The sequence below is a fragment of the Pseudooceanicola sp. HF7 genome (assembly GCF_011806405.1).
GTDB lineage: Bacteria > Pseudomonadota > Alphaproteobacteria > Rhodobacterales > Rhodobacteraceae > Pseudooceanicola.
The window spans coordinates 66,379-92,055 of record NZ_JAATOW010000018.1 but is presented as its reverse complement, the minus strand read 5'-3'; the positions used below and the strand labels follow the sequence as shown (position 1 = coordinate 92,055).

21 protein-coding genes are annotated in these 25,677 nt (G+C 67.1%); 7 read left to right on the top strand and 14 right to left on the bottom strand.

What is annotated here, in order from left to right; all coding sequences use genetic code 11:
- A partial coding sequence (locus HCZ97_RS11775) for an error-prone DNA polymerase (RefSeq protein WP_167688909.1) occupies positions 1 to 2,209 on the top strand: 2,209 nt, incomplete at its 5' end.
- Between the two features lie 8 nt (positions 2,210 to 2,217).
- Here the strand turns inward: HCZ97_RS11775 and HCZ97_RS11770 are convergent.
- The 8 genes from HCZ97_RS11770 to dapE form a co-directional block, all read right to left on the bottom strand.
- A complete protein-coding gene (locus HCZ97_RS11770) occupies positions 2,218 to 2,796 on the bottom strand; it encodes a membrane integrity-associated transporter subunit PqiC (protein ID WP_167688908.1) in 579 nt (192 codons plus the stop codon).
- 1 nt (position 2,797) lies between these two features.
- Positions 2,798 to 4,900 (bottom strand): MlaD family protein, encoded by a 2,103-nt coding sequence (locus HCZ97_RS11765; protein ID WP_167688907.1) that lies wholly within the window; start codon positions 4,898 to 4,900, stop codon positions 2,798 to 2,800.
- Positions 4,897 to 5,559, bottom strand: a complete 663-nt coding sequence (locus HCZ97_RS11760) for a paraquat-inducible protein A (RefSeq protein ID WP_167688906.1) — start codon at positions 5,557 to 5,559, stop codon at positions 4,897 to 4,899. Before HCZ97_RS11760 ends, HCZ97_RS11765 begins: the two co-directional genes overlap by 4 nt.
- Positions 5,560 to 5,573: 14 nt before the next feature.
- A complete protein-coding gene (locus tag HCZ97_RS11755; RefSeq protein ID WP_167688917.1) occupies positions 5,574 to 6,203 on the bottom strand; it encodes a paraquat-inducible protein A in 630 nt (209 codons plus the stop codon).
- A gap of 334 nt (positions 6,204 to 6,537) precedes the next feature.
- On the bottom strand, positions 6,538 to 7,950 hold the full coding sequence (locus tag HCZ97_RS11750; RefSeq protein ID WP_167688905.1) for a lytic murein transglycosylase: 1,413 nt from the start codon (positions 7,948 to 7,950) through the stop codon (positions 6,538 to 6,540).
- Positions 7,951 to 8,170: 220 nt separating this feature from the next.
- The gene (rnr, locus tag HCZ97_RS11745) at positions 8,171 to 10,498 is read right to left on the bottom strand and encodes a ribonuclease R (protein ID WP_167688904.1); all 2,328 of its coding nucleotides are present in this window, start codon (positions 10,496 to 10,498) and stop codon (positions 8,171 to 8,173) included.
- Between the two features lie 221 nt (positions 10,499 to 10,719).
- Entirely contained in the window at positions 10,720 to 11,175 is a 456-nt protein-coding gene (locus HCZ97_RS11740) for a GNAT family N-acetyltransferase (protein WP_167688903.1), read from the bottom strand.
- Positions 11,172 to 12,344: a succinyl-diaminopimelate desuccinylase gene (gene dapE / locus HCZ97_RS11735; protein ID WP_167688902.1), complete on the bottom strand. Its 1,173-nt coding sequence runs from the start codon at positions 12,342 to 12,344 to the stop codon at positions 11,172 to 11,174. The genes HCZ97_RS11740 and dapE overlap by 4 nt, the downstream gene beginning before the upstream one ends.
- Positions 12,345 to 12,901: 557 nt before the next feature.
- Between dapE and HCZ97_RS11730 the strand changes: the two genes are divergently transcribed.
- Entirely contained in the window at positions 12,902 to 14,065 is a 1,164-nt protein-coding gene (locus HCZ97_RS11730; protein WP_167688901.1) for a Hint domain-containing protein, read from the top strand.
- Positions 14,066 to 14,116: 51 nt separating this feature from the next.
- On the opposite strand, the gene HCZ97_RS11725 is transcribed toward HCZ97_RS11730, so the two are convergent.
- Positions 14,117 to 14,485, bottom strand: coding sequence for a hypothetical protein (locus HCZ97_RS11725; RefSeq protein WP_167688900.1), 369 nt, complete (start codon positions 14,483 to 14,485; stop codon positions 14,117 to 14,119).
- Positions 14,486 to 14,632: 147 nt separating this feature from the next.
- Positions 14,633 to 14,851 (bottom strand): DUF6500 family protein, encoded by a 219-nt coding sequence (locus HCZ97_RS11720; RefSeq protein WP_167688899.1) that lies wholly within the window; start codon positions 14,849 to 14,851, stop codon positions 14,633 to 14,635.
- A gap of 175 nt (positions 14,852 to 15,026) precedes the next feature.
- Between HCZ97_RS11720 and HCZ97_RS11715 the strand changes: the two genes are divergently transcribed.
- A complete protein-coding gene (locus tag HCZ97_RS11715; protein ID WP_167688898.1) occupies positions 15,027 to 16,175 on the top strand; it encodes a DUF2235 domain-containing protein in 1,149 nt (382 codons plus the stop codon).
- A gap of 228 nt (positions 16,176 to 16,403) precedes the next feature.
- A complete protein-coding gene (locus HCZ97_RS11710) occupies positions 16,404 to 17,501 on the top strand; it encodes a tRNA-dihydrouridine synthase (RefSeq protein ID WP_167688897.1) in 1,098 nt (365 codons plus the stop codon).
- Positions 17,502 to 17,655: 154 nt separating this feature from the next.
- Here the strand turns inward: HCZ97_RS11710 and HCZ97_RS11705 are convergent, their stop codons facing one another.
- Both HCZ97_RS11705 and dapD read right to left on the bottom strand, forming a co-directional pair.
- Positions 17,656 to 17,907 (bottom strand): GlsB/YeaQ/YmgE family stress response membrane protein, encoded by a 252-nt coding sequence (locus HCZ97_RS11705; protein ID WP_167688896.1) that lies wholly within the window; start codon positions 17,905 to 17,907, stop codon positions 17,656 to 17,658.
- 132 nt (positions 17,908 to 18,039) lie between these two features.
- Positions 18,040 to 18,867: a 2,3,4,5-tetrahydropyridine-2,6-dicarboxylate N-succinyltransferase gene (dapD, locus tag HCZ97_RS11700; protein WP_167688895.1), complete on the bottom strand. Its 828-nt coding sequence runs from the start codon at positions 18,865 to 18,867 to the stop codon at positions 18,040 to 18,042.
- 339 nt (positions 18,868 to 19,206) lie between these two features.
- Here dapD and HCZ97_RS11695 point away from each other — a divergent pair, with 339 nt between their 5' ends.
- Together HCZ97_RS11695 and HCZ97_RS11690 are read left to right on the top strand one after the other, a co-directional pair.
- Complete coding sequence (locus tag HCZ97_RS11695; RefSeq protein ID WP_167688894.1) at positions 19,207 to 20,043, top strand: TIGR00730 family Rossman fold protein; 837 nt, start codon at positions 19,207 to 19,209, stop codon at positions 20,041 to 20,043.
- Positions 20,044 to 20,057: 14 nt separating this feature from the next.
- Complete coding sequence (locus HCZ97_RS11690) at positions 20,058 to 21,263, top strand: MFS transporter (RefSeq protein ID WP_167688893.1); 1,206 nt, start codon at positions 20,058 to 20,060, stop codon at positions 21,261 to 21,263.
- Between the two features lie 398 nt (positions 21,264 to 21,661).
- On the opposite strand, the gene HCZ97_RS11685 is transcribed toward HCZ97_RS11690, so the two are convergent.
- Positions 21,662 to 23,137, bottom strand: coding sequence for an NAD-dependent succinate-semialdehyde dehydrogenase (locus HCZ97_RS11685; RefSeq protein ID WP_167688892.1), 1,476 nt, complete (start codon positions 23,135 to 23,137; stop codon positions 21,662 to 21,664).
- A 63-nt stretch (positions 23,138 to 23,200) separates the two neighbouring features.
- Positions 23,201 to 24,232 carry a P1 family peptidase gene (locus HCZ97_RS11680; protein ID WP_167688891.1) on the bottom strand — a complete coding sequence of 344 codons (1,032 nt, stop codon included), beginning with the start codon at positions 24,230 to 24,232 and terminating at the stop codon, positions 23,201 to 23,203.
- Between the two features lie 194 nt (positions 24,233 to 24,426).
- Here HCZ97_RS11680 and HCZ97_RS11675 point away from each other — a divergent pair, with 194 nt between their 5' ends.
- Positions 24,427 to 25,641: an aminopeptidase P family protein gene (locus HCZ97_RS11675; protein WP_167688890.1), complete on the top strand. Its 1,215-nt coding sequence runs from the start codon at positions 24,427 to 24,429 to the stop codon at positions 25,639 to 25,641.
- Positions 25,642 to 25,677 lie beyond the last annotated feature (36 nt).

Below are 25,677 nucleotides of genomic sequence, written 5' to 3'. Positions count from 1 at the left end.
GCAGGTGAATGCCGAATGCCGGCTGCGCTCGCGCTCCGAACTCGCGGTGATCTTCCGCGACCACCTCGAGGCGGTGGAAGAAACCGGCAGGCTTGCGGCCTCCCTGCGCTTTTCCCTGGATGAGCTGCGCTATGAATACCCTTCAGAGGTGGCGCCGGGGGAAAGCCCCTCTGACCGGCTGGCGCGGCTGGCCCATCAAGGGCTGGCCTGGCGCTATCCCAAGGGCGCGCCGGAAAAGGTCCGCACCATGCTGGCCCATGAACTCGACCTGATCGCCCGGCTGCGCTACGAACCCTACTTCCTGACCGTCAACGATATCGTGGCCTTCGCGCGCTCCCAGGGCATCCTGTGCCAGGGGCGCGGGTCTGCCGCCAACTCCGTGGTCTGCTTCTGCCTGGGCGTCACCTCCGTCTCGCCAGAGATCGGCACCATGGTCTTTGAACGCTTCGTGTCAGAGGCCCGGGACGAGCCGCCCGATATCGACGTCGATTTCGAACACGAACGCCGAGAGGAGATCATCCAGTGGATCTACGCCCGCTACGGCCGCCACCGCGCGGGGCTTTGCGCCACGGTGATCCACTACCGGGGCAAGCGCGCCATCCGTGAGGTCGGCGCGGCCCTTGGCCTGAAGTCCGATACGCTGGCGGCGCTGTCGTCCCAGCTCTGGGGCTATTTCGCCGATGGCAGCTTTGCCCCCGAACGGCTGCGCGAAGTGGGGCTGGATCCGGAAGACCGCCGCCTGCAACTGCTCCAGTCCCTCGTGAAAGAGATAGAGGGCTTCCCCCGCCACCTTTCCCAGCACGTCGGCGGCTTCATCATCACCGAAGGGCGGCTGGATGAGCTGGTCCCGATAGAGAACGCCACCATGGCGGACCGCACCGCCATCTGCTGGGACAAGGACGATATCGACACGCTGGGCATCCTCAAGGTGGATATCCTGGCGCTTGGCATGCTGTCCTGCCTGCGCCGGGCCTTCGGTCTGCTGAAGGATCATGAGAAGCTCTCCCATGACCTGGCCACCCTGCCGCCCGAGGATCCCGAAACCTACGAGATGCTCTGCCGCGCCGACAGCATCGGGGTCTTCCAGGTGGAAAGCCGAGCACAGATGAACTTCCTGCCACGAATGAAGCCGCGCTGCTTCTACGACCTGGTGATCGAGGTGGCGATCATCCGCCCCGGCCCGATCCAGGGCGACATGGTGCATCCCTATATCCGGCGGCGAAACGGGCAGGAGCCCGTCTCCTTCCCCTCGGATGAGCTGGGGCGCGTGCTGGGCAAGACGCTGGGCGTGCCGCTGTTCCAGGAACAGGCCATGCAGATCGCCATGATCGGCGCGGGCTTCACCCCGGAAGAGGCCGATCGCCTGCGCCGCTCGCTGGCCACCTTCAAGAAACACGGCAACATCAGCGACTTCCGCAGCCGGTTCCTGCGCGGCATGGCGCGCAACGGCTATGACCAGGACTTCGCCGAACGCTGCTTTTCCCAGATCGAGGGCTTCGGTTCCTACGGGTTCCCGGAAAGCCACGCGGCCAGTTTCGCGCTGCTGGTCTATGCCTCTGCCTGGATCAAGCGGCACCACCCCGGCATCTTTGCCTGTGCGCTGCTGAACTCGCAGCCCATGGGGTTCTATGCCCCGGCCCAGATCCTGCGGGATGCGCGCGAACACGGGGTGACGCTGCTGCCGGTGGATATCAATGCCTCCTACTGGGACAACACGATGGAGCGGGAGGCGACCGGCGCGCTGGCCCTGCGACTGGGCTTCCGCCAGATCAAGGGGCTGGCAGAGGACGAGGCGCTCTGGCTCACCGGCGCGCGCGGCAACGGCTACCGCTCGGTGGAGGATGTCTGGCGCCGCGCCGGCACCGACCCGGTGCTCGTGACGCGCCTGGCAGAGGCGGATGCCTTTGCCTCTCTCGGGTTCACCCGGCGGCAGGCGCTCTGGCAGGCCAAGGCCCTGCGCGGCGGGGGGGAGCTGCCGCTCTTTGCCCGCGACCTGGACGGGGAAGGCATCCGCGAAGCCGGGCCCAACCTGCCCGAAGCCGCCCTGGCCGAAGAGATGGTAGAGGATTTCCTGTCCATGCGCCTGTCGCTCCGGGTGCATCCGGTCGCGCTTCTGCGCGACCGGCTCACGCCGGGCTGGGCGGAACAGCTGCCGCGTCCTGACCCTGACCCGGGCCAGCATCCGCAACTGAAGGGGCCGGGGCCCTAGTCAGCCCGTCAGCGCAGGCCGCCGCGGGCGATCTGGCGTGCCAGGGCCAGCACGGCCTGGCTGCGGGCATCGGCGATCTCGGACGGGCCGCCCGGCGCGCTGACCGGGACAGCGATCATGAAGTCGTCCGACCGGCCCCGCCGCCCATCGGTGGGGGCCACGAAATACTGCCCGGTCAGGCGGAAGCTTCCGTCGCCCTCGGCCAGCATGGATTCGACCCGCACCTGCAACTGCGCCTGGGCGCTGTCGAAGTAGGGCCAGGGTTCTGCGGCGACCTCCGTGGCGGTGATCTGGCGCAACAGGCGCGCCAGCTCCAGCGTCACGGCCCGCGTCGGCTCATCCGCCCAGAGCACGGAGCGCGAGGATTTCACGCTGCCATCGGCCTGGCGCGCCGGGATCTGCCCCGAGGCCGCGTAATCGGGCAGTGAGACATCCTGGACCTCAAGCGTGCGGAACTGGCTGGGCACCCGTTCCAGCCCGGCTTCGGGGAAGACGGGCGCGGTGAACAGCCTTTCGTTGCCGCAGGCGGCCAGCGCAAGCGTGGCGGCCAGCAGAAGGGCAGGGCGGAGTTTGGGCAGCTTAGTCATGTCATCTCCCGAAGAGCAGGGAATTGGGATTGCGTTCCAGCTCGCGCGCCAAAGCGGCGATGGCAGAGGCGGCACGGTCGATTTCACGCAGGGTCTGGTTCAGCTGACGGCCCACGCCGGAGCTTGCGTCATACCCCTGCAGGGTGGTGCCGGCCTGGGACAGCACGCGCTGCGCCTGGGCCAGCAGGTCGGGCAGGTCCTGGGCAGCCTGGGCGATATTGTCCGCCGCACCGCGCGCAGAGGCCAGGGTTTCGTTCAGGTTGTTGATCACACCTCCCTCGCGCAGGTCGGACAGCACGCTGCGCAACTCGTCCAGCGCCTTGGACATGCTCTCTGGCAGTTCCTGCGCGCCGGGAGTGGACAGCAGCCTGTCGGCCGTTCCCACAAGCTGCGTCAGCTGGTCGGCCAGCTCGTTGATGGGAACGCTTTCGGCCTTCTGGGCGACCGCGTTGAAGCTGTCGACCAGCTGCGGCACGCCGGCCACGGCGGTGTTCACGCCCCCCGCCGCGTCAGAGATCGACTGGATCGCATCCGAAAGCCGCCCGGCGAGGTCCCGCGTGTTCAGCGCCTGCACCAGTTCCTCGACCTGGTCGGCCACGCTGCCGATCTGGGCCGGCAGGGCCTGCATCTGGGGCGCGCCGATCAGGCCACGGGCATCGCCCAGCAACGCGCGCACATCGCCCGGAACCGCCTGGACATCGGCGCTGCCGGTCAGGCGGCTGATGTTGTCCAGCGTGCCGATGGCGCTTTGCATCAGCTGTTCGATCGGCAGGTCGTTGATCCGCTGGAAGACACCCTCTGCGGTGGCGGTGACATCGGTGATGTTGTTCTCTGCGGTCGGGAAGACCGGGTTCGGCAAACCCTGCACGCGGGCGATCTCCGCCTCCGGGGCGTTGTCGACCAGCACCATCTCGATCTTGAGACCACCGGTAAAGATCGATCCCGTGGCAAGCCGCGCCCGCAGGCCTTCTTGTTTCACCTTGCGGTCGAAGAAGGCCATCGGGTCCTCGGGGTCCGTGCTATCCGGTCCCCCGCCCAGCCCGACCCGGCCCACGTCGACCTGGAAGCTGGCCTGAAGCCGCACGCGGTCATCGCCAAAACGCGCCTCGTCCACGATGCCGTTCACCGCGTCCACCTTGCCCACGTTCAGCCCGCCATAGGTCACGGCCGATCCCGCGGTCAGCCCGGGCACGTTGTCGTCGAAGATCGCAGAGAAGGTCAGGGAGGGGCCGCCATCCTCGGCAAAGACCGTCGCGCGGGCGGTGTCCTCGTCCGGGTAGACGGTAAACATCGCCCCCTCTTCCACGCTCTGCCCGCCCGAGACCACGGCGCTGAAGGTCAGACCGCCCGACAGAAGGGAGGACAGGGAGGTGAAATCAAGCTTCGCCCCGCCGGTCCCAATGGAAAAGCGGAAACCGGAGGTGTCCCAGAACCGGGTGGCGGTGCTGATCATCTTGTCATGGGGGGAATAGATGATCGCCTCGGCCTCGACCGTGGTGCCATCGGCGCTGACCTTGGCCTCGCCCATCTCGCCCACCTCGATGCCACGGAATTCGATCGGGGCGTTGCTGGTCAGCCCGCCCTGGTTCGCGGCGCGCAGCAGGATCTTCAGACCCGGCCGTCCGCTGGCATTCAGCGGCGGCTGCGAGGCGCCCACGAACTCCCGGTGCAGGCCCCCGGCTTCGCCGTCCCAGCTGCCCTCGATGTAGACACCCGACAGAACGGTGCCCAGCCCGCTCACGCCGCGGGTGGTGACCTCTGGGCGCACCACCCAGAAAGAGGCGCTGGAATCCACGTAATCCTCGACCTCCGGGTTCAGGCGGACCGTGGCCACGACCTTCTTGAGGTCCTTCGAAAAGCCCAGGTTCTCCACCATGCCGACGCTCACGTCGCGGTAGCGCAGCTCCGTCTGGTTCGCGGCGATCCCCTCGGCGCTATCAAAGGTGATGCGGATGGTCTCACCGCGCTTGGCCCAGTTGTGCCAGGCCACGCCCACGGCGATGGCCAGGGCGATCAGCGGCACGATCCAGATGATCGACAGGCGCTCGGCCCGGCCCAGGCGGCTTTCGGTCTCCGGCATCTCGGGGGGAGGGAAATCGCTCATGCGGTGGCCCCTTCCTCGGGTTTGTTTGCGCGGTCAGCCTGGGGGTGCGCGCTTTTCGGGCGGATCTCCGGGGGCAGGTCATCCACCATGGAGTCCCAGATCAGGCGGCTGTCGAAGCACATCGCGGAAAGCATCGTAAATATCACAGACATGGCAAAGAAAAGCGCGGCGATGCCGGGCTGGATTGAAACAAGGGCGCCCAGGTGGACCAGGGCCGACAGGATGGCCACGACGAAGACGTCGATCATCGACCAGCGGCCGATGTATTCCACCAGCTCATGCATCAGCTGACGGCGCTCGGGGCTCAGGAAGGATCGGTTGCGGATGCCATAGGCCAGCATGGCGATCACGATGAACTTGCTGATCGGAATCCCGACAGAGGCGACAAGGATCACCATGGCCACGCCCCAGTCGCCGTGATGCCCCAGCTCCAGCGCGCCGCCGATCACGGTGTTGGTCTGCGATGAGACCAGCGTGCGTGTTTCCAGCATGGTGTAGATATTGGCCGGGATGTAGCAGATCAGCCCGACCACCCAAAGCGCCCAGACCTTCTGCAGCGCCATGACGTCGCGCGATCGCAGCCCGTGCCCGCAGCGTCCGCAGCGGCGGGCACTGCCCGGCCAGACGCGGGCGCAGCGGCGGCAGGCGACAAGACCCATCTGGCGTGCCGATCTTATCTCTCCAGTGCTTTCCAAACCGAGTACCTGCAAAGTAACGCATCCTGAAGGATGACAAGGATGACCAGCCCGGAAAAGAGCCAGAAGGCGGGGCCGAAGGAGACATGCGCAAGGCCGGCGACCTTCACCAGCGCGACCGCGCAGCCAAGCGCAAAGATCTCCGCCATGGACCAGGGGCGCAGGGCCTCTGACAGGCGGAAGGCGCGGCTGGCATGGGGCAGGGGCGGGCGGTCCCGCACCAGCGGCAGCATCACGTAGATCGACAGGCCCGCCCGCAGCGCCGGGATGAACACGATCACCGCCGCCAGCGCCAGCGACAGCAGCGCCAGGATGCCATCCCCGGTAAAGGCCAGCGCGGCCTCAAGGATGGAGGTCGAATTCTTCAGTCCCGTGGTGGAGATGCTGAGGAAGGGGAAATAGGCCGCGGCCGTGATCAGCACCAGCACCGACAGCGCGATGGCGATGATCTGCTTTCCCGCGTCCTTGCGTGGTGCGATCAGCACGTGATGGCAGCGGGTGCAGACCGCGCGCTGGCCATGGGCCGGCTCGACCGCGCGGAACACCGCATCGCAGCTCGGGCAGGCCACCAGGTCCGCCAGCGGATCTTCGGCCGTGCCGGGATGCATATGGGCGCGCCGGCGGGCGCTGCGGCTCTTGCCGGCCCGCGTGGCAGGGGCGCCCTGCGCCGCCGTGCCTTGCCCCCCCTTTGCCGCGCCTGTCGCCATGCTGCACCTTGCTCCGGGCGCGGATCATCCCGCTCTCCCGCCCTGAAATCATGTGCAACCTGTGCATGGAAAAGGAAAAATGGCAAGTCCGGGGGAGGTCTGTGGCCTCAACTCCCCCGGGCAAAACCCGCCTGTTCCTCGCGCGTCAGGTCAGGCCATGGACCGGCCTGCACAGATGAAACGAGGCGGAATGCCTTGCAAACCGCCCCGCCAGTCCTTGTCGCTTTGCCGATCCTCAGCTGCGTAGCTCGTTCAGCAGACCAAGCGAGGGGTAGCCATCCGGCACCTCTCCTATCGAGCGCTGGTAGGCGCGGATCGCGTTGACGCTCTTGGAGCCAAGGATGCCGTCCACGCCGCCGGTGTCATAGCCGCGCCGGTTCAGAAGCGCCTGCAATTCACGCCGTTCAGAGCGTTTCAGGCCCCGTTCCCCGCGCGGGAAGTCATTGGCCAGCGGCCCGGCGCCCGCGATCCGGTCGCCCAGCAGACCCACCGCCAGCGCGTAGCTGTCGGCGTTGTTGTAGCGCTTGATAACGTCGAAGTTCTTGAACACCAGGAAGGCCGGGCCATCCGCGCCGCTCAGCATCATCAGCCGGGCCGATCCGTAATCCCGCATCTCGCCCTGGGCCGGGCGCACGCCCAGCCGGGCCCAGTCAGACGGCATCTTCTTGGTGCCGTTCACAAGGTTGTAATCGAAGCCGCGCGGCAGGATCACCTCCATGCCCCAGGGCTGGCCGGAGACCCAGCCGAACTTGTTCAGGTAGGCCGCGGTAGAGGCCAGCGCATCCGCCGGATCATCCGCCCAGATGTCGCGCCGCCCGTCGCCGGTGGCATCCACCGCGTAGGCCTCGTAGGAGGTCGGCATGAACTGGGTGTGGCCCATGGCCCCGGCCCAGCTGCCCACCATCCGCTCTGGCGTGGTGTCGCCGTGCTGCACGACCCGCAGAAGCGCCATCAGCTGCTGTTCGTAGAAATTCGCCCGGCGGCCTTCGTAGGCCAGCGTCGCCATGGCAGAGATCAGCGGCGTCTCGCCCCGGTTGGTGCCGTAGTTGCTTTCCATCCCCCAGATGGAGGCGATGTACTGCGGCTGCACGCCGTAGTGACGGCCCACCGCCTCCAGCGTGCGGCGCTCCTTGCTGTAGGCGGCGCGCCCGTTGGAGACTCGCGTGTCCGACACCGTGCGCCCGATGTAATCGCCGACGCCCATGGTGAATTCCGCCTGGTTGCGGTCCTTGGCAATCACGTCCGGCAGGAAGGTGGCGCTGCGGAAGGCCCGGTCGAAGGTCGCGGGCGTGATGCCGCGCGACAGGGCGCGGGACCGGAAGCCGCGCACCCAGCGGTCGAACTCGGGATTGGCGGCGGCCTGCACCACCGGAAGCTCGGCGCGTGCCGCCCGTGTCAGGGCCTCTGGCCGCGCGTTCGGGCGCAGGCTGGCCCCGACCGAGGGGACCTCGGCGCTGACGGTGACCAAGGCGGCAGGCGCGCTGCCTTGCGCCGCGCGTTCCACAGGCACCGTGGCCAGGCTTGGCCCCGGTCGCGCATGGGGACGCAACGAGGTTTCAAGGGAGGACGCCTGCGCCTCTGTGGCCAGCGAGAGGCTCAGCAGGAGAATGGGAAGGGACGGATTCAGGGCCTTGGACGATTTGCGCATGGCGATGGGGTTCCGGGGCTGCTCGTTTTTGATTTGCCTTTACCCTAGCGCGAAAATCCCAATTTCCAAAGGGGCGATGACATCCAGGGCTCCACCCGGCAAGATCCCCCGGATCAGGGGCCTTTCGGGACGGGCGCAAGCCTGCGGGTAGGGGTGCGCGATCCGGAAAGGGCGGGGCCGCCTGGCCCCGCCGTACCGCCCCAGCATCAGCCCCCGGGGATCAGCCGCGTGTCCGGCTGATCTTCCTGGCGGTCTTGCTGGCCTTGCGGTTGGCCCGCACCAGCTTGCGTTTCGGCCCGGCCTTGCCGACGCCGGATTTCGGGCGCGATTTGGGCCCGGATTTCCCGCGTCCCTTGCCGGGGGCCTTGCGCCGGGGGCCCTTGCCACAGGCCGGGGCAGAGTCGACCTCCTGGCCTTCCAGCTCCAGCAGCTCCAGCGCGATGCCGCCGGTGACCGGAACGGCCTCGGCCAGCTTGACCTTCACGCGCTGACCGCTCTGCACGATCATGCCGCTTTCCGCGCCCATCAGGGTCATCGCTTCGCGGTCGTGATGGAAGAACTCGCGGCCAAGCGAGCGGATCGGGACCAGCCCGTCCGCGCCGGTCTCATCCAGCTTCACGAAGGCCCCGAAGCGCGCCACGCCGCTGATGCGGCCCGTCATCTCGCTGCCCACGCGCTCGCTCAGGTAGGCGGCCAGGTAGCGATCCGTCGTGTCCCGCTCCGCCATCATCGACCGCCGCTCGGTGTCCGAGATATGCGTCGCCGTGACCTCCAGCCGCTCCAGCTCTTCCGCGCTCAGCCCGTCATCGCCCCAGCCATGCACCTTGATCAGCGCCCGGTGCACGATCAGGTCCGCGTAGCGCCGGATCGGAGAGGTGAAATGCGCGTAGTTCTGCAGCGCCAGCCCGAAATGGCCAAAGTTGATCGGCGCGTAATAGGCCTGCATCATGGAGCGCAGGGTCGCCATGTTGATCAGCTCGGCGTGATCGGTTCCGGCGGCCTGGTCCAGCAGGCGGTTCAGGTGCGCGGTCTTCAGCACCTGGCCCTTGGGCACGGCGAAACCGGCGCTCTGGGCGGTCTCGCGCAGCGCTTCCAGCTTCTCCGCGCTCGGCTCCTCGTGGACTCGGAACAGAAGGGGGCTCTTCTTCTTGATCAGCGTCTCGGCCGCGGCGACATTGGCCAGCACCATGAATTCCTCGATCAGCCGGTGGGCATCCAGGCGCTCGCGGAAATTGACGGAGGTCACGCGCCCGTCCTCGGACAGCTCGATGCGCCGCTCGGGCAAATCCAGGTCCAGCGGCTGGCGGGCTTCCCGTGCGGTTTTCAGCGCGCCATAGGCCGCGTAAAGCGGCTCGATCACCGTCTTCATCAGCGGTTCGCACTGCGCGTCGGGATCGCCGTCCATCGCCTCCTGCACCTGGCCATAGGTCAGCGACGCACCAGAGCGCATCAGGCCACGGTGGAAGCTGTGGTCGATCTTGTTGCCCTCGCTGTCCAGGCGCATGCGCACGGCCAGACAGGCCCGCGGCACGCCCTCGTGCAGGGAGCAGAGATCGCCGGACAGGCGATCGGGCAGCATCGGCACGACTCGATCCGGGAAATAGGTGGAATTGCCCCGCCGCCGCGCCTCGCGGTCAAGGGCGGAGCCGGGGGTGACGTAATGGGCCACATCGGCAATGGCGACCCACAGGATATGGCCGCCGGGGTTCTTGGGATCCGTGTCGGCCTCGGCGAAACAGGCGTCATCGTGATCGCGCGCATCCGCCGGGTCGATGGTGACCAGGGGCAGGTCGCGCAGATCCTCGCGGCCCGACAGGCCCGCGGGCTTCATGCTGTCGGCTTCCGCAACGACCTCGTCAGGGAAGGAATCGGGAATGCCATGCTGGTGAATGGCGATCAGGCTGACGGCCTTGGGCGCCGAAGGATCCCCCAGGCGCGACACGATCCGCGCGCGCGGTAGCCCCATGCGGGCACGCGGGCCGGACTGCTCGGCCTCCACCAGCTCGCCGTCCCTGGCGCCATGGGTGGCCCCCTCAGGCACCATCCATTCCTTGTCGCTGCCCTTGTCGATGGGCATGACCCGGCCGCCTTCAGCGCCCTTGCGGAACACGCCAAGGATGCGCTGCGGATTGGTGCCGATCTTGCGGATCAGGCGCCCCTCGTAGGCGTTCTCGTTGCCGATCCGGGTCAGGCGCCCCAGGATGCGATCCCCTTGCCCAAGCGCAGGATCAGAGGCGCGCAACACCAGGCGCACCTCGGGCTCGGGGCCTTCGCCCTGCCACTCCAGCGGCCTTGCGCTCAGGTCGCCATCCTCATCGGGGGCGTTAACCAGCAGCACGGAGACCGGCGGCAGGCTGTCGGGATCGCGGTAAGTCTTCTTGCGCTTTTCCAGGTGGCCTTCGTCCTCCAGCTCCTTCAGCAGGCGCTTGAGGTCAATCCGGGCGGCGCCCTTGATGCCGAAGGCCTTGGCGATATCGCGTTTGGCCGTCTGGGTGGGATTCGCGGCGATCCAGTTCAGGATCTCCTGCTTTGAGGGGAGCTGTGACATGGCCCAGACCTAGCACTTGCCGGGCGGAAGGTCATCGCGAAAAACACAAGGCCCCACAGCCATGACGCAGCGCCGCAAGGTGGCACTCCCAAAGCCTGCCCGGAACGGAAAATGCCCCCGCCAAACCTGCCGGGCATTGCCGCCCCCTTCGCACCCCGCCCCCATCTTCTTCTTGCCGACAAACTCCGGGGGGAAGGCTTTCGGCCCCCGTCGAGGGGGCCTCAAGCCTCGGGGGGCTGGCCCCCCGGGCGCCCGGATTGCAGCTGCCGCTCCATCTCCCGATGGGGCACGCCCTCGTCGTCGTAAACCGCGCCGCAGGGGGTGAAACCCAGCTTCTCGTAAAAGCCCATGGCCCGCACCTGGGCGCCCAGAACGATCCGCGCGAACCCGCGCTCGGCCAGCCGGGCCACGCCCGCCTCCACCAGCGCCGCCCCCAGGCCGGTGCCGCGCCGCGCGCGGGTCACGCAGATCCGCCCGATCCGGCCCGTCTCGCCCTCGGCGATCAGCCGCGCCGTGCCCACCGGCACGCCCGCCTCCTCTGCCAGCAGATGCTCCGCATCCTTGTCCAGCGCGTCGAATTCGCCCGCCGGATCAAAGCCCTGTTCCTCGACGAAGACCGCCTTGCGCAGGGCAAAGCAGGGCGCGGGGTCCGCCGCCACGCCGATGCGCAGGCTCACCCGAAGTAGTCCGAGAGCATGCGGCCATAGATCGCCTTCAGCGTCTCGACCTGCGCGGCGGGCACCTTTTCGTCCACCTGGTGCATGGCATCGCCAACCAGGCCAAACTCCACCACCGGGCAGTGATCCTTGACGAAGCGCGCATCCGATGTCCCGCCCGTCGTCGACATCTCCGGCTGGATGCCGGTCTCTGCCTCCACGGCCCTGGCCACCAGCGCGGACAGGTCGCCCGGCGGCGTCAGGAAGGCCTCTCCGCTGATCTTGACCTCGGTCTCGATCACCACGTCGAACATCCGGCTCACATCCTGGGCCTCGCGGCGCAGCCACTGGGACAGGGCCTCTCCGCTGTGCAGGTCGTTGAAGCGGATGTTCACCGCCGCCCTGCACTGGGCCGGGATCACGTTGGTCGCGCTGTTGCCGGTGTCGAACTGCACCACCGCCAGGGTCGAGGCATCGAAGTGATCCGTGCCCTGGTCCAGCTCATGGCTGGCCAGCCGGTCCACCAGCCGCGCCATCGCGGGTAGCGGGTTCTTGGCCAGGTGCGGATAGGCCGAATGCCCCTGCACCCCTGTCGCCGTGAACCAGGCGGTCATCGACCCGCGCCGGCCGATCTTCATCATCTGGCCCATCTCCCTGGGGCAGGTGGGCTCTCCCACGATGCAACAGGACATGGATTCGTCGTTCTCTGCCATCCAGTCCAGCAGCGCGCGGGTGCCGTCCAGCGCATCGCCTTCCTCGTCCCCGGTCAGCGCCAGCACGACCGCGCCCTCGGGCGGGGTGTCGCGCACGAAATCCACCGCCGCCGCGGCAAAGGCCGCCACGCCGGACTTCATGTCCTGCGCACCGCGCCCCCAGATCACCTCGCCGACGCGCTCGCCGCTGAAGGGGGGATGGGTCCACGCCGCCGCGTCGCCCACCGGCACCACGTCGGTGTGTCCGTTGAAGCCGAAGGTCCGCGCATGGCCCTTCTCACCCCAGCGGGCGTGAAGATTGCGGATGCCACCGCGGTCAACCCAGGTGCAGGTGAAGCCCGCGCCGGACAGCAGCTCTTCCAGCAACTCAAGCGCGCCGCCCTCTTCCGGCGTCACCGAAGGGCAGCGGATCAGCGCCGCGGTGAGGTCGACCGGATCGACGGGGGGGATGGTCTTCGCGCTGCGCGTCTCGGGCATGGCTGGCTCCTGGTCCATGGGTCGGTCTTTTCCCACGGCACGTCAGGCACCGGGAAAGCGCCCGTATGGCTACAGGATTACGCGCCATGTGCAACGTTCAAGAGCAATCCGCCGGCCATTCGGGCTTCAAGTCGCCGGGGTGCGGTTTGAAACCGGAAATTTAACCCTCTGTTTACCATAAAGATGGATTTCTGATGTATGATTGATTCGGCCCGCATCCGGGCCAGACCAGCCAAGCAAACAGGGACCCGCAGGGGACCCCCACAAGGGCCGGGGAACATGGCAGCATCCTGCCGTGTCCAATCATCGGGCCCCGAGTGTCCCGCCCCGTGCCGCGCTGCATGGGCAAGCCAGGCTACGAATGCAATTGGGGAAGAGGTCGTGATGAACGGGGCAGGGCAGGCGCGCCTGAGGGGAAGGCGCGCGCAGACAGCGGACGGATTGTGGACGGCAGGGCGCCTTTCGCGGCTCTCAAGACGGGCGGCACCCGTCGTGGCGCTGTGCCCCCGGTGCGGTCTTGCCCCGGCTCTTCCAGGCCCCGCCGCGAGGGGCCGCTGATGCCCTGGCTGGCCATCTCCGCCGGCGGCATCGGCCGCATCCTGTCGCGCGATCCGGGCCTTGCGCCGGATCCCCTGCTGGGCTCGGGCCTGGGCTGGCTGAACCCGGTACGTGACACCGCCACCCTTCCCCGGGCAGAGCTCTCCTGCGGCACGCTGATGATCGAGGCGGATCTCTCCGCCGCCGCCGTCCAGGCCGAACCGCTGCTGGAGTTCTCCTACGTCGCGCCGGTCCAGGGGCACTTCCGCCTGCGCCTTCTGCCGGGCGGACGGCTGGAGCTGGTGCAACGGCGCGGCAGGGAACAGCGCCGGCTGGTTCTGGCGCCCTTCTGCAGTTCCTACCCGGAGCGGATGCGCATCACCTATGCCTGGGATTGTGCCACCGGATGGGCGCGGCTGGCCGTGGAACATCCCGAAATCGCGCAGGCGGCGCAGGTGCACCGGCTCTGCGATCCCTTCCCGCTGGCCGCCTCGCCCCTGTGCACCCGGATCTGCATGCCGTTGCCGGGCAGCCTGGCGGAGACGGTCGATTTCGTCGCCCTGTCGGACCGGGTGCAGCCGCTCGGCTCCAGCGCCGGCCTGGCGGCGGGCACGCGGATCCACACGCCCCATGGCGTCAAACCGATCGAGGCTCTTTCAGCCGGGGACCAGGTCTTCCTCTCGGGGGGCGAAACCTGCGTGGTACAGGCGATCCAGCGCCGTCAGCTGCCCGCGCGGGGGCTGTTCCGCCCGGTGCGCCTCTTCGCGCCCTTCTTCGGCCTGCAAGAGGATCTGACAGGGGCGGGCGGGCAATGCATGGAAATGACCGGCCCCAGCGTGGAATACCTGTTCCTGAACGAAACCGTGCTGGTGCCGCTGCGCTTCCTGGTGACAGAGGACCTGGCCTGTTTCCCGGCCAGTGCGCCGCTGGTGGAATGGTACCAGCTTGTCCTGCCCCGACCGGGGCGGATCCTGGCCGAAGGGGTGGCGCTGGAAAGCTACCGCCCGGAAGCCCCCGGAATGCCCGCCGCCCGCAAGACGCCGCGCCCGGTCACCGGGCCGCTGGCCACCGCCGCCAAAGACCGTTCCCCGAAGACCCTGCGCGATGCCCCCGCCGCACCGGAGCGGATCCCGGTCCTGCGCGCCTTCGAGGCGCGTTCGCTCACCAGCGCCCGCGCGCTCTAGACGCAACGGCGCAGCACCCCGCGCAAGGGGCCGCGCCCCGGTACAAATCGATCAATGGGTAGCAGAGCCGTCCTGGCCATCGAAGAAGGGGGTCATCTGGGCCACGATGACGGAGTTCTCCTCCAGCGCGCGGGCCATCAGCTCTTTCTCCTCGTCAGAGATGTCGTGCCCCTCTTCCAGGCGATCCTCAAGCGTGCCGTAGCCAGAGACATCCAGCGGCGCCAGGTCGGCCTGTTTCAGGATCGCCACGGTCTCGCGCACGGCTTCGGCTTCGTCCACGCCAGAGGCATAGCACATCAGGGCGGCCCCGGTGCTGCCCTCGGGCAGACCGTCCTCTGCCTTGCGGCCCACCTGCACCAGCAGCGTATAGACCTGCTGCCGCTTCGCCGGCTTCGCGCCGTTCGCCTTTTCCTTCGCCATGCCAGCCCCCGTGAACCGCCTTTTTCCGATGCCGCTGCCTGTCAGAAAGCGCGGGTTTAGTAAAGCGTCAGCTTCGCTGGGGCGCGCGCCCCTCCCGAAGCGGCGGCAGGCGGCACCCCGGCTCTGCGGAACCACCCGGCCGGGGCGTCAAGCACCCGCGCGGATCATGTCCCGGATCTTTGTCGCCTTCTCGAAGTGATCAAGCTCATGGGTCCGGATCCACCATTCGGCGGCTTCCATCAGCAACTCCGGATCATCATTCCTGTTTGCAAAGAAGGCATAGAAGGACAGGCCCACCGCCTCCCCTTTCTTGGCGATCTTGTCGTTGCAGATCCCTATTGCCTTGGTGCGTAGCGATTGGCGCATCGGTAAGTCGCTTATCCCTGCTTCTGATCCTGGCTCAGAACGTACGGGGAACAAGCGCCCGCCGCAAGCCACCCGCCTCCGGACCTCCCGCCACTCACTTGCCGGCCAAACCCACCTCACCCCCCGGCGCGTCCCATGTTAACATCGCCGCAAAACCACATCGCCCGGGGGAACCATGGCCAAGGATATCGTCATCCTGCTCGACGGCACGTCGAACGAAATTTCACGCAAACGCTCCAACGTGCTGCGCCTGTACGGCTGCCTGACGAAATCAGACGCCCAGGTGGTCTGGTACGATCCCGGCGTCGGCACGCTCGGGGATGCCAATGCCTGGTCGCGCAGCCGCACCAAGATCAAGGAGCTCTGGGACATGGCCACCGGCCACGGACTGGATGCCAACGTGAAGGAAGCCTACCGTTTCCTGTGTGACACCTACGAACATGGCAACGGCGGGGAAGAGGCTGACCGGATCTGGATATGCGGCTTCTCGCGCGGGGCCTATTCGGCGCGGGTGCTGGCTGGCTTCATCCATGCCTTCGGGCTGATCGACCCGGTGCAATTCAACCTGCTCGACTATGCTTACCGCGCCTTCAAGGGCATCGGCTCTGGCACCGGTTCCCATGCCTTTGCAGAGATCCGCCTGCATGAGCGCGCCCTGCAACCGCGCAAGGTCTCCATCGCCGGGCTGGGGCTGATGGATACGGTCGCCTCCGTGATCGAACCGGGGCGTTTCTGGCCGCGCCTGTCTTCCCATGCCTTCACGGCCAACAACCCCTCCGTGCGCGCCGTGCGGCACGCAGTGGCGATTGACGAGCGGCGCTGTATGTACCGCGCCCGGCTCTGGGGGCGTGAGCGGGAGTATCGCAAACCCTTTGCCGCGCCCGGCACCGGACAGCCCCAGGACGTAAAGGAGATGTGGTTCGCCGGGGTCCATGGCGATATCGGCGGCGGCTACCCGGAAGCGGAAAGCCAGCTGTGCAAGATCCCCCTGCTCTGGTTGATCGAGGAACTGCAGGCCCTTGGCCTGGGCTTCACCACGGCCACGGTGAACGCCATCGTGAAGGGGACGAAACCGGACGGCAAGTATGTCTCCCCGCAGCCCCTGGCCCCGGCGCATGACAGCCTCACGGGCGCCTGGTGGGCGCTGGAATACTTCCCCAGCTTCACCGCGCCGGACACCGCGCCGGGCAAGCGCTTCTGCGGGATGTGCTTCCCGGCGGGCAGCCCCCGGGTGATCCCCGAAGACGCGCAAATTCACCCCTCGGTAGAAGAGCGCTGGCGCGGGCTGGACAGCTACAGGCCCGGCAACCTCAAGGGCTGGTGAGGCGCGCGGCGACGGGGCAGGGCGGCTGCCTGCGCCGGCCCTCGCGCCTCAGCCCCCGCCTGAGAACGCCGCGAAAAGCGGGTGAAACGGGCGGATTTTGCCCATTTCTTGATCATGCCGGCCGATATCGCGCCCGGAATCCCGTGCAATTCATGCGTGTTTCGGGAAAATATTGACTTGTTGGTAAAAAAATCGGGTCATGACTCTCAAAACAGCAGGAGGTTTCCCATGCCGATTGATCTGACCACAAAATTCACCGGTCTCGACTTCGTTAACCCGTTCGTGCTGGCCTCCGCGCCGCCGACCGAAAGCAAGGCCAAGATCATGAAGGCCTTCGAGGCCGGCTGGGGCGGGGTCGTCACCAAGACGATCGGCCTGCATCCGGTGGAAAACGTCGCCGGTCCCAAGACGATCTACCAGCGCACCAGCGAAGAGAAACCCTATGTCTCGCGCAACAAGCGCGCGGACTCGGTTTCCCATTCCTCCTGGAACTGGGAGCTGATCTCGGACCAGCCGCTGGAGCAATGGCTGCCCGATCTCAAGGAGATCAAGGAAACCTACCCGGACCGCATGGTCATCGCCTCCATCATGGCCGGTGCCGGCAGCGCGGAAGAGATGAAGAACTGGCAGAAGCTGGCCACCGCCGTGATCGAGGTGGGCTGCGACGCGCTTGAGCTGAACCTCTCCTGCCCGCACATGGACCGCAAGGACATGGGCGCGCATATCGCCAATGACGAAGAGGTCATCCGCTCGATCATGAAGGCGGTGAAAGAGGTCGTGGATGTGCCGATCTGGGTCAAGCTGACCCCCTCCACCTCTTCCCTCGTGGAAGCGGCGGGTGTGGCTTATGACGCGGGGGCGGATTCGATCTCGCTCTGCAATACCTTCCCCTCCCTGCCGCTCATGGATCCCGAGACCCTGAAGTTCGAGGTCGAGGTCGATGGCCTCGTGACCTCCGGCGGGCAGGGTGGCCTGGCGATCCTGAACCAGGCCCTGCAAAAGGTGAACTCTCTCTCCAAGACCTACCCGGATCAGGCGATCTCCGGCATCGGCGGCATCAAGGGCTTCCGCGAGGCGTTCAACTTCATCGTTCACGGCGCGGGCAACCTTCAGGTCTGCACCGCCGCGATGGAGGAAAAGGGCAGCGGCGGTGTCGGCATCAAGCTGATCCAGGAGCTGACCGGCGACCTCGCCGACTACCTTGAGCGCAAGGGGCATACCTCGATCGAGGATTTCCGCGGCATCGCGCGCGAACGGATCGTCGAACACTCCCAGGTCCGCCGCAAGAGCGACGATTACAACGGCGGCTTCGCCAAGTCCGCCTGAACCAGTCCGCCTGAAGTGGCGGCGCAAGGCAGGGCCCCGGTCCTGCCTGACGGGCGGTGTTCAAATCACGGGCTTCGCCAAAAAGAACGGCCCCAAAAAAGAAACGGCCGCCCACCCGGGCGACCGTTTCCAAAATTCTTCAGCTCTACCTGTCTCAGGCGCGCCGCAGCATCCGCCCCAGGGCGATCAGAGTGCAGGCACCCAGGACGCCCACGATCAACTGGCCGATCCAGCCGCCAAGGGTCGCGCCAAGCAGCGTCACCAGCAGGAAATTCATCACCAAGGCGCCGATGATCCCCAGCACGATGTTCAGGATCAGCGAGTGATCGGATTTCATGATCTTTTCAGCGATCCACCCCGCGAGCGCACCCACGATAATCGCTGCCAGCCAGCCCAAACCTTCCATAGTCCTACCTCTTGTCAGTCGCGCCCCGCTGGCGCTTCACAAGCTTAACAAGAAAACGGCCCCGAAGGTTCCACACCTTCGGGGCCGTCGTTTTTCACTTGCCTTGGCATCCCGCCCGAAAGGGCAGGGCGATCAGTCGCGCAGCAGCTCGTTGACGCCGGTCTTGGAGCGCGTGCGCTCGTCCACCCGCTTCACGATGACCGCGCAATACAGGTTCACGCCGTTCTTGGACGGCATCGTGCCCGCCACGACGACGGAATAGGGCGGAACTTCCCCGTAGGACACTTCGCCGGTTTCGCGGTCCACGATCTTGGTGGACTGGCCCAGGTAGACGCCCATGCCCAGGACAGAACCCTCGCGCACGATCACGCCCTCGGCCACCTCGGAACGGGCGCCGACAAAGCAGTTGTCCTCGATGATGACGGGCCCGGCCTGCAGGGGCTCCAGCACGCCGCCGATGCCCGCACCGCCGGAGATGTGGCAGTTCTTGCCGATCTGCGCGCAGGAGCCGACGGTGGCCCAGGTATCCACCATGGTGCCGCTGTCGACATAGGCGCCCAGGTTCACGAAGCTGGGCATCAGCACCGCGCCGGGGGCGATATAGGCAGACTTGCGCACGATGCAGTTGGGCACGGCGCGGAAGCCAGCGGCCTTCCACTGGTTCTCGCCCCAGCCGGCGAACTTGCTGTCCACCTTGTCCCACCAGCCGCCGCCCTGCGGGCCGCCGTCCTGCTGTTCCATGTCCTTGATGCGGAAGCCCAGCAGCACGGCCTTCTTGGCCCATTGGTTCACGGCCCAATCGCCGCTGTCCTGCTTCTCGGCGACGCGCAGCGCGCCGCTGTCCAGCGCGTTCAGCGTGTCCTCGATCGCTTCGCGGGTCTCGCCGGTGGTCGCGGAGGTAATGGTATCGCGCGCCTCCCAGGCGGCTTCGATGGCGGCTTCAAGCTGGGCATTCGACATCTGCGGTCTCCTGTGGGTCTTTGTCTCGGGTCGTCGGTCCGGGCGTCTTCCCGGTCTTGGCGGTCTCACGCCGGACCCGCTGGGGGCCAACATGACTTGGCTGTTCCCTTAGCCCGTGGTCGCCTGCCCTGCAATCACCAAGCTGACCTCGCCGCGCCTCCATCGCCGCCAGCTGCATCGCGCGCGCCTCAATCGTGCCCGACTTGATCGTGCGCGATCTGATCGCCCGCGCCCCTCTTTGCCCCGCAGGCCCGGCCAAAGCACATGGCGAGCCGCCGCGCGATGGACTTTGCCCCCGCGCCCTGCCATCACGGTCTGAAAGAGACCGGAAGGCAGACCATGCAGGACGACCACACCCACAACCGCTTGCGCCGCTCGGGCGAAGACCGCGAAGCGCTGCGCAACCAGCCGCAGACCCCGCAGACCGAATCCCCCAGCTATCGCCTGGCCTTCGCGGACGAGGATTTCCTCTGCCGTGAACAGCTGCGCCCGGTGCGGCTGCAACTGGAGCTTCTCAAACCTGAGCTCGAGATGGACCAGGCGGGCATCGACAGCACCGTCGTGCTCTTCGGTGGCGCCCGGATCCGCGAAGGGGCCACCGGCGAAGGTGTCGGCACCCTGTCCCATTTCTACGATGAGGCCCGCAATTTCGCGCGTCTGCTGACAGAGAAATCCCTGGAAAGCGGCGGGCGTGACTGGGTCGTCTGCACGGGCGGCGGCCCCGGCGTGATGGAGGCCGGCAACCGCGGCGCGGCGGATGCGGGCGGGCGCTCCATCGGGCTGAACATCGTGCTGCCCCATGAACAGGCGCCCAACGCCTATGTCACGCCGGAGCTCTGCTTCAACTTCCACTACTTCGCCATCCGCAAGATGCACTTCCTGATGCGCGCCCGCGCCATCTGCGTCTTCCCCGGCGGCTTCGGCACGCTGGATGAAACCTTCGAGACGATCACCCTGATCCAGACCGGCCGGATGGAGCAGGTGCCGATCCTGCTCTTCGGGCGCGCCTTCTGGGAAAAGATCATCAACTTCGAAGCCCTGGCAGAGGCTGGCACGATCTCCCAGGCCGATCTGAAGCTCTTCCGCTTCGTCGAAACCGCGCAAGAGGCGCTCGAGGCGATCCGGAACTGGAAGAACACCGGCGTGAAACGGGAGCATATCCCGGGCCGCACCTGATGGTGGGCGCCACGATGCCCCAGACCGCCGGGCCAGGGGTGACTTGGGGCCGCGTGCTGGTGATCTTCGCCGCCGGCCTCGGCGCCTCGGGGCAATTCGCCAAGATCGCCGTGCTCTTCCCGGCGTGGTCCCAGGCCTATCCACAGGCCGGCGCGGGGCTTGGCTTCCTGCTCTCGATGATCTCGCTCATGGGGGTGGTGCTGGGGCTGGTGGCCGGCATGCTGGTCTCGCGCACCGGCTTCCGCCGGATGATGATCTGGGCGCTGATCCTGGGCGGTGGTCTCTCCGCGCTGGAGGCCCTGATGCCGCCGCTGCCGGTCATGCTGGCCCTGCGCGGTATCGAGGGGCTGTCCCACCTGGCCCTCGTGGTCGCCGCCCCCACCCTCATGGCAGAGATCACCACCGATCGCGCCCGCCCCATGGCCATGACGCTCTGGTCGACCTATTTCGGCGTGGCCTTCGTGATCTTTGCCCTGGCGGGACCGGGCCTGCTGGCCCTTGCTGGCTTACCGGCGGTGCTGCTGGCCCATGCGGGCTGGATGGCGGCCATGGCGCTGCTGGTGGCGCTGGCGCTGCCAGATGACCGCGCCATCGGACACGAAGCGGACCCGGGCCGCGTCGCTCATCCTGAGGAACGGCTCGGGCTTGCCATGGTCCTGCGCCGCCATGTCCAGGCCTATGGCTCGCCCTGGATCGCGGCACCGGGGCTGGGCTGGCTCTGCTACGCGGTCAGCTACGTGGCCTACCTCACGGTGATCCCGCCCTTCCTGCCGGAAGAGCATCGCCAGCTGCTGATCACCGTGCTGCCGGTGCTGGGCATCGTCGTGTCACTGACCCTAAGCGCCGCTCTGCTGCGGATCTTCTCCGCGGTCAGCGTCGCGGTGGCTGGCTACCTGCTGGCGGCCACCTCGGTCCTGACGCTGGCCCTCTGGCCGGCCTCTCCCTGGCCCTCGGTGGCGCTCTTCTGCTGCATGGGACTGATGCAAAGCGGCGGCTTCGCCTCCGTGCCGCAGATCAACCGGAAACCCTCGGACCGCGCGCTCTCCAATGGCGGGCTGGCGCAGATGGGGAACCTGGGCAACTTGCTGGGCACGCCGCTGCTGCTGGCCCTGACGGGCACCATGGGCCCCATGGGCCTGGTCTGGTTCGGCCTCGTCGCCTACCTCTCCGGCGCGGCGATCCACCTCTGCGCCGCCGCCCTGCGCCGCCGCGCGACCTGAGCGGGAAACGGGCGCGCGCCCCATCGAAGGGCCCCCGCCCGTCGTCGGCTGCGCCTCCCTGCCCAAACACCACCCAAAACACCCCCCACACCCCGCGCAAGACCTGCCCCTTTATCGCAGCCTGCCCCTTCTTCTTGCCAGAAAACTCCCGCCGGAGGCCCCCGCTTCCCCCGGCACCCCGCCGGCCAATTCAACACCCCACCACCCGAGCTTGCGCAAAGCAAAAGGGCGGCCCGAAAGCCGCCCTTTCCGTGCATGAACGCACATAACGAAACCCTACCATGGCGTGCGCTGCGCACCGACGTGATACCGACGTCATACCGACACGATACAGACGTGCCACCGACGCGATAATCGCGGTGTTTTCCCACCCTGCAAAAACGCAGGGCAGGGGCCGCTCAGACCGACATGCAGATGTATTTCATCTCCAGGTAATCCTCGATCCCGTGGTGGCTGCCCTCGCGGCCCAGGCCCGATTGCTTGACCCCGCCGAAGGGCGCGACCTCGCTCGAGATGATCCCGGTATTCACACCCACGATCCCATATTCCAACGCCTCGGCCACCTTGTAGACCCGGCTCAGATCCTTGGCATAGAAATAGGAGGCCAGGCCGAAGATCGTGTCATTGGCCAGCTCGATCACCTCGTCCTCGTCCTCGAACTTGAACAGCGGCGCCAGCGGGCCGAAGGTCTCGTCGGTGGAGAAGAGCATCTCCTTCGTTGCCCCGGTCACGATGGTCGGTCCGAAGAAGGTGCCGGACATCTCGTGGGCCTCACCGCCCAGGATGACCTCGGCGCCCTTCTCCTTGGCGTCGCGGATATGTTCCTGAACCTTTTCAACGGCTTTCTGCGTGATGAGCGGCCCCAGCTCGGTGCCCTCCTCAAGCCCGTCACCCACCTTCAGCTGTGCCGCGCGCTCGGCCAGTTTCTTCGCGAAGGCATCGTAGACGCCGGCCTGCACGTAGATCCGGTTGGCACAGACGCAGGTCTGCCCGTTGTTGCGGAACTTGCACATGATCGCGCCCTCGACGGCGGCGTCCAGGTCCGCGTCGTCAAAGACGATGAAGGGCGCATTGCCGCCCAGCTCCATGGAGCATTTCTTGACCGTGTCGGCCGCCTGGCGCAGAAGCGTGCGCCCCACGGGGGTCGAGCCGGTGAAGGTCAGCTTGCGCACCTTGTCGTTCTCGCAGAACTCCTTGCCCACTTCAGAGGCCGAAGAACTTGGCAGGATCGAGAATACGCCCGCCGGGATGCCCGCGCGCTCGGCCAACACACCCATCGCCAGGGCCGACAGCGGCGTCTCGGATGCAGGGCGCCCGACGAAGGTACAGCCCGCCGCCAGCGCCGGTGCGGCCTTGCGGGTGATCATCGCGTTGGGGAAGTTCCACGGCGTGATGGAGGCCGCCACGCCGATGGGCTGCTTGATCACGGTGATGCGCTTGTCGCGCTGGTGGCCGGGGATGGTCTCGCCGTAGACGCGCTTGGCCTCTTCGGCGAAGAACTCGATGTAGCTGGCGCCATAGGCGATCTCGCCCTTGGCTTCGGCCAGCGGCTTGCCCTGTTCCGCCGTCAGGATCCGGGCCAGGTCTTCCTGGGCGTCCATCATCAGGTCGAACCACTTGCGCAGCACCGCGGCGCGCTCCTTGCCGGTCCACTTGGCCCAGTCCTTCTGGGCGGTATAGGCGGCGTCGATGGAGGCGGCGATCTGGCTGCGATCCAGGTCCGCAACGCGGGCGATCACGTCACCCCGTGCCGGGTTCGTCACCTCGAAGGTGCCATCGTTCCCGTCGATCCACTCCCCGTTCACATAGGCTTTCTCAACCAGCAAAGAGGGGTCCTTGAGCAGCGTTTTAAGGTCCGTCGTCGTGTCTAGCATTCCATATCTCCCTCGAATAATCCTGCGTTATAGGTAACGCCTGCCCGGCGACTTGCCACCCCCTTAGCCGAATCGTGTCTGCCAGCAGGGGAAGGGATCGCCCTCTGCGGGGCGGGCCGCATGAACCCCGCGGGCGATGGCGCGGGCCATGGCCGTGGCGGCAGCATGGCCCTGGATCAGCAAGTCCGCATCCGGGTCCTCCAGCGGCTTTTCCCCGGTGGCGGCGGCAAAGATCAGGTCGCCATCGGCAGGCGTGTGACTGGGCACCAGCGCGCGGGCAAAGCCGTCATGGGCGGCGGTGGCCAGTCGCGTGCACTGGGCCTGGCTCAGCAGGGCATCCGTGGCCACGATCCCGATGGTCGTATTGCCACGCAGGGCCATGCGCTCGCTCATGCTGAGCTTGGTAAGCGGTTCGTGCGGCTCCGGAAAATCGGTTGCCACGCCGCGCGCGCCGAATTCGTCGCCCATCTCCCAGGGGGCGGCCCAGAAATGCGCGCCGCCGCCCACGTTGGCCGTGCCAAGCGCGTTGACGGCCACCAGCGCCGCCACCACGTGGCCAGAGGGCAGCACGACGGAGGCCGTGCCCAGCCCGCCCTTGAGCCCAGCGGTGAAAGCCCCGGTTCCAGCCCCTTCAGAACCAAGCGCGACCTCCGTGCCGGCGGCTTCATAAGCGGTCTGGCCGAGCGCCTTATAGGGGTTGGTGATCCAGTCCTTGTCCCCCCCGTTCAGCAGATCGAACAGGATCGCGGCCGGCACGATGGGCACCCGCACCGGACCGGCGGCATAGCCCCGTCCGGCCGCGCGCAGCGCATCTGCCACGCCCCCGGCGGCATCCAGGCCAAAGGCCGAGCCGCCCGAAAGCACCAGCGCATCCACCATCTGCACGGTCTTGTCAGAGGCCAGCAAATCGGTCTCCCGCGTGCCGGGCGCGCCGCCCATCACGTGGACCGCGGCGGTGAAGGGGGCATCGGCGGTCAGCACCGTCACCCCGGACTTGACCTTCGCGTCAGAGGCCTGGCCCACCTTCAGCCCGGCGATATCGGTGATCGAGTTGCGCGGTCCCGGTCCCCAGGGGCGTGTTTGCGTGGCAGTCATGGCGTCTCCTTGGGGTATTGTCCGGGAGGGTGTGGCCCCTCCGGCGGTGCCGCATCTTGCCAGATCGCGCCGGATGGGCAAGATGGCATCCGGCCCCCGCGATGGCGTCGCGACTCGCCCCGGCCCGCCGCCGGATCCCGAGCAGGCCCGTGCCACGTCCTGAACGCCGGGACCTCTTGAGAAGGAGGTCACCCATGACCACCCAGACCCGCCCCGCCTTTGCCCCGGTCCACAATGGCGACAAGGTTCCGCTGCCCTTCGCGCAGGAAGAATATGAAACCCGCCTGGACGGGCTGCGCTACGCTATGGAGGCCGCCGGGGTCACCGCCGCCGTGCTGACCTCAATGCAGACAATCGCCTATTATTCGGGCTTCCTTTATTGCAGCTTCGGCCGCCCCTATGCGCTGGTGGTGACAGAGGACAGCGCGGTCACGATCTCTGCCGGGATCGACGCGGGCCAGCCCTGGCGGCGCTCTGCCTTCGATAGCCTGACCTATACCGACTGGTCGCGGAACAACTTCTGGCGCGCCGTCGCCCATGTGGCGGGCAAGGGGGCGGTGCTGGGCTATGAGGGCGATCACCTGACGCTCAGCCAGCGCGACCTTGCGGAAGAATTCCTTGAGCCGTTGGTGATGATGGACCTGGCCCCCGCCACGATGCGCCAGCGCCTGTTCAAGAGCGAAGCAGAGATCGCGCTGATCCGCGAAGGCGCCCGCATCGCCGATATCGGCGGCTTTGCCATCCGCGACGCGATCCGCGAAGGCGCCCGGGAAATCGACGTGGCCATGGCCGGGCGCGACGCCATGGAGCTAGCCATCGCCGAGGCCTTCCCGAACGCCGAATACCGCGACACCTGGGTCTGGTTCCAGTCCGGGCTGAACACCGACGGGGCTCATAACCCGGTCACCTCGCGCAAGCTGAAGAGGGGCGATATCCTTTCGCTCAACACCTTCCCGATGATCTCTGGCTATTACACGGCCCTGGAACGCACGCTGGTCCTGGGAGAGCCCGACGCGGCCTCGATGAAGATATGGGAGGCCAACGTGGCGGCCCACGAATACGGCATGTCCTTGCTCAAACCGGGGGCCGCCTGTGCGGAGGTGACCAAGCAGATCAACAGCTTCCTGGCGGAGCGGGACCTGCTGCAATACCGCACCTTCGGCTACGGCCACAGCTTCGGCGTGCTGTCGCACTACTACGGGCGCGAGGCCGGGCTGGAACTGCGAGAGGATATCGACACGGTTCTGCACGAGGGCATGGTGATCTCCATGGAGCCGATGCTGACCCTGCCGCAGGGCATGCCGGGCGCCGGCGGCTACCGGGAGCACGATATCCTGGTCATGACCGAGGAGGGGGCCGAGGATATCACCGGGTTCCCCTATGGGCCCGAGCATAACATCCTGGGCTAGGCCGGCCTGCCGCCCGGCCTGAGGGGCCGGGGGACG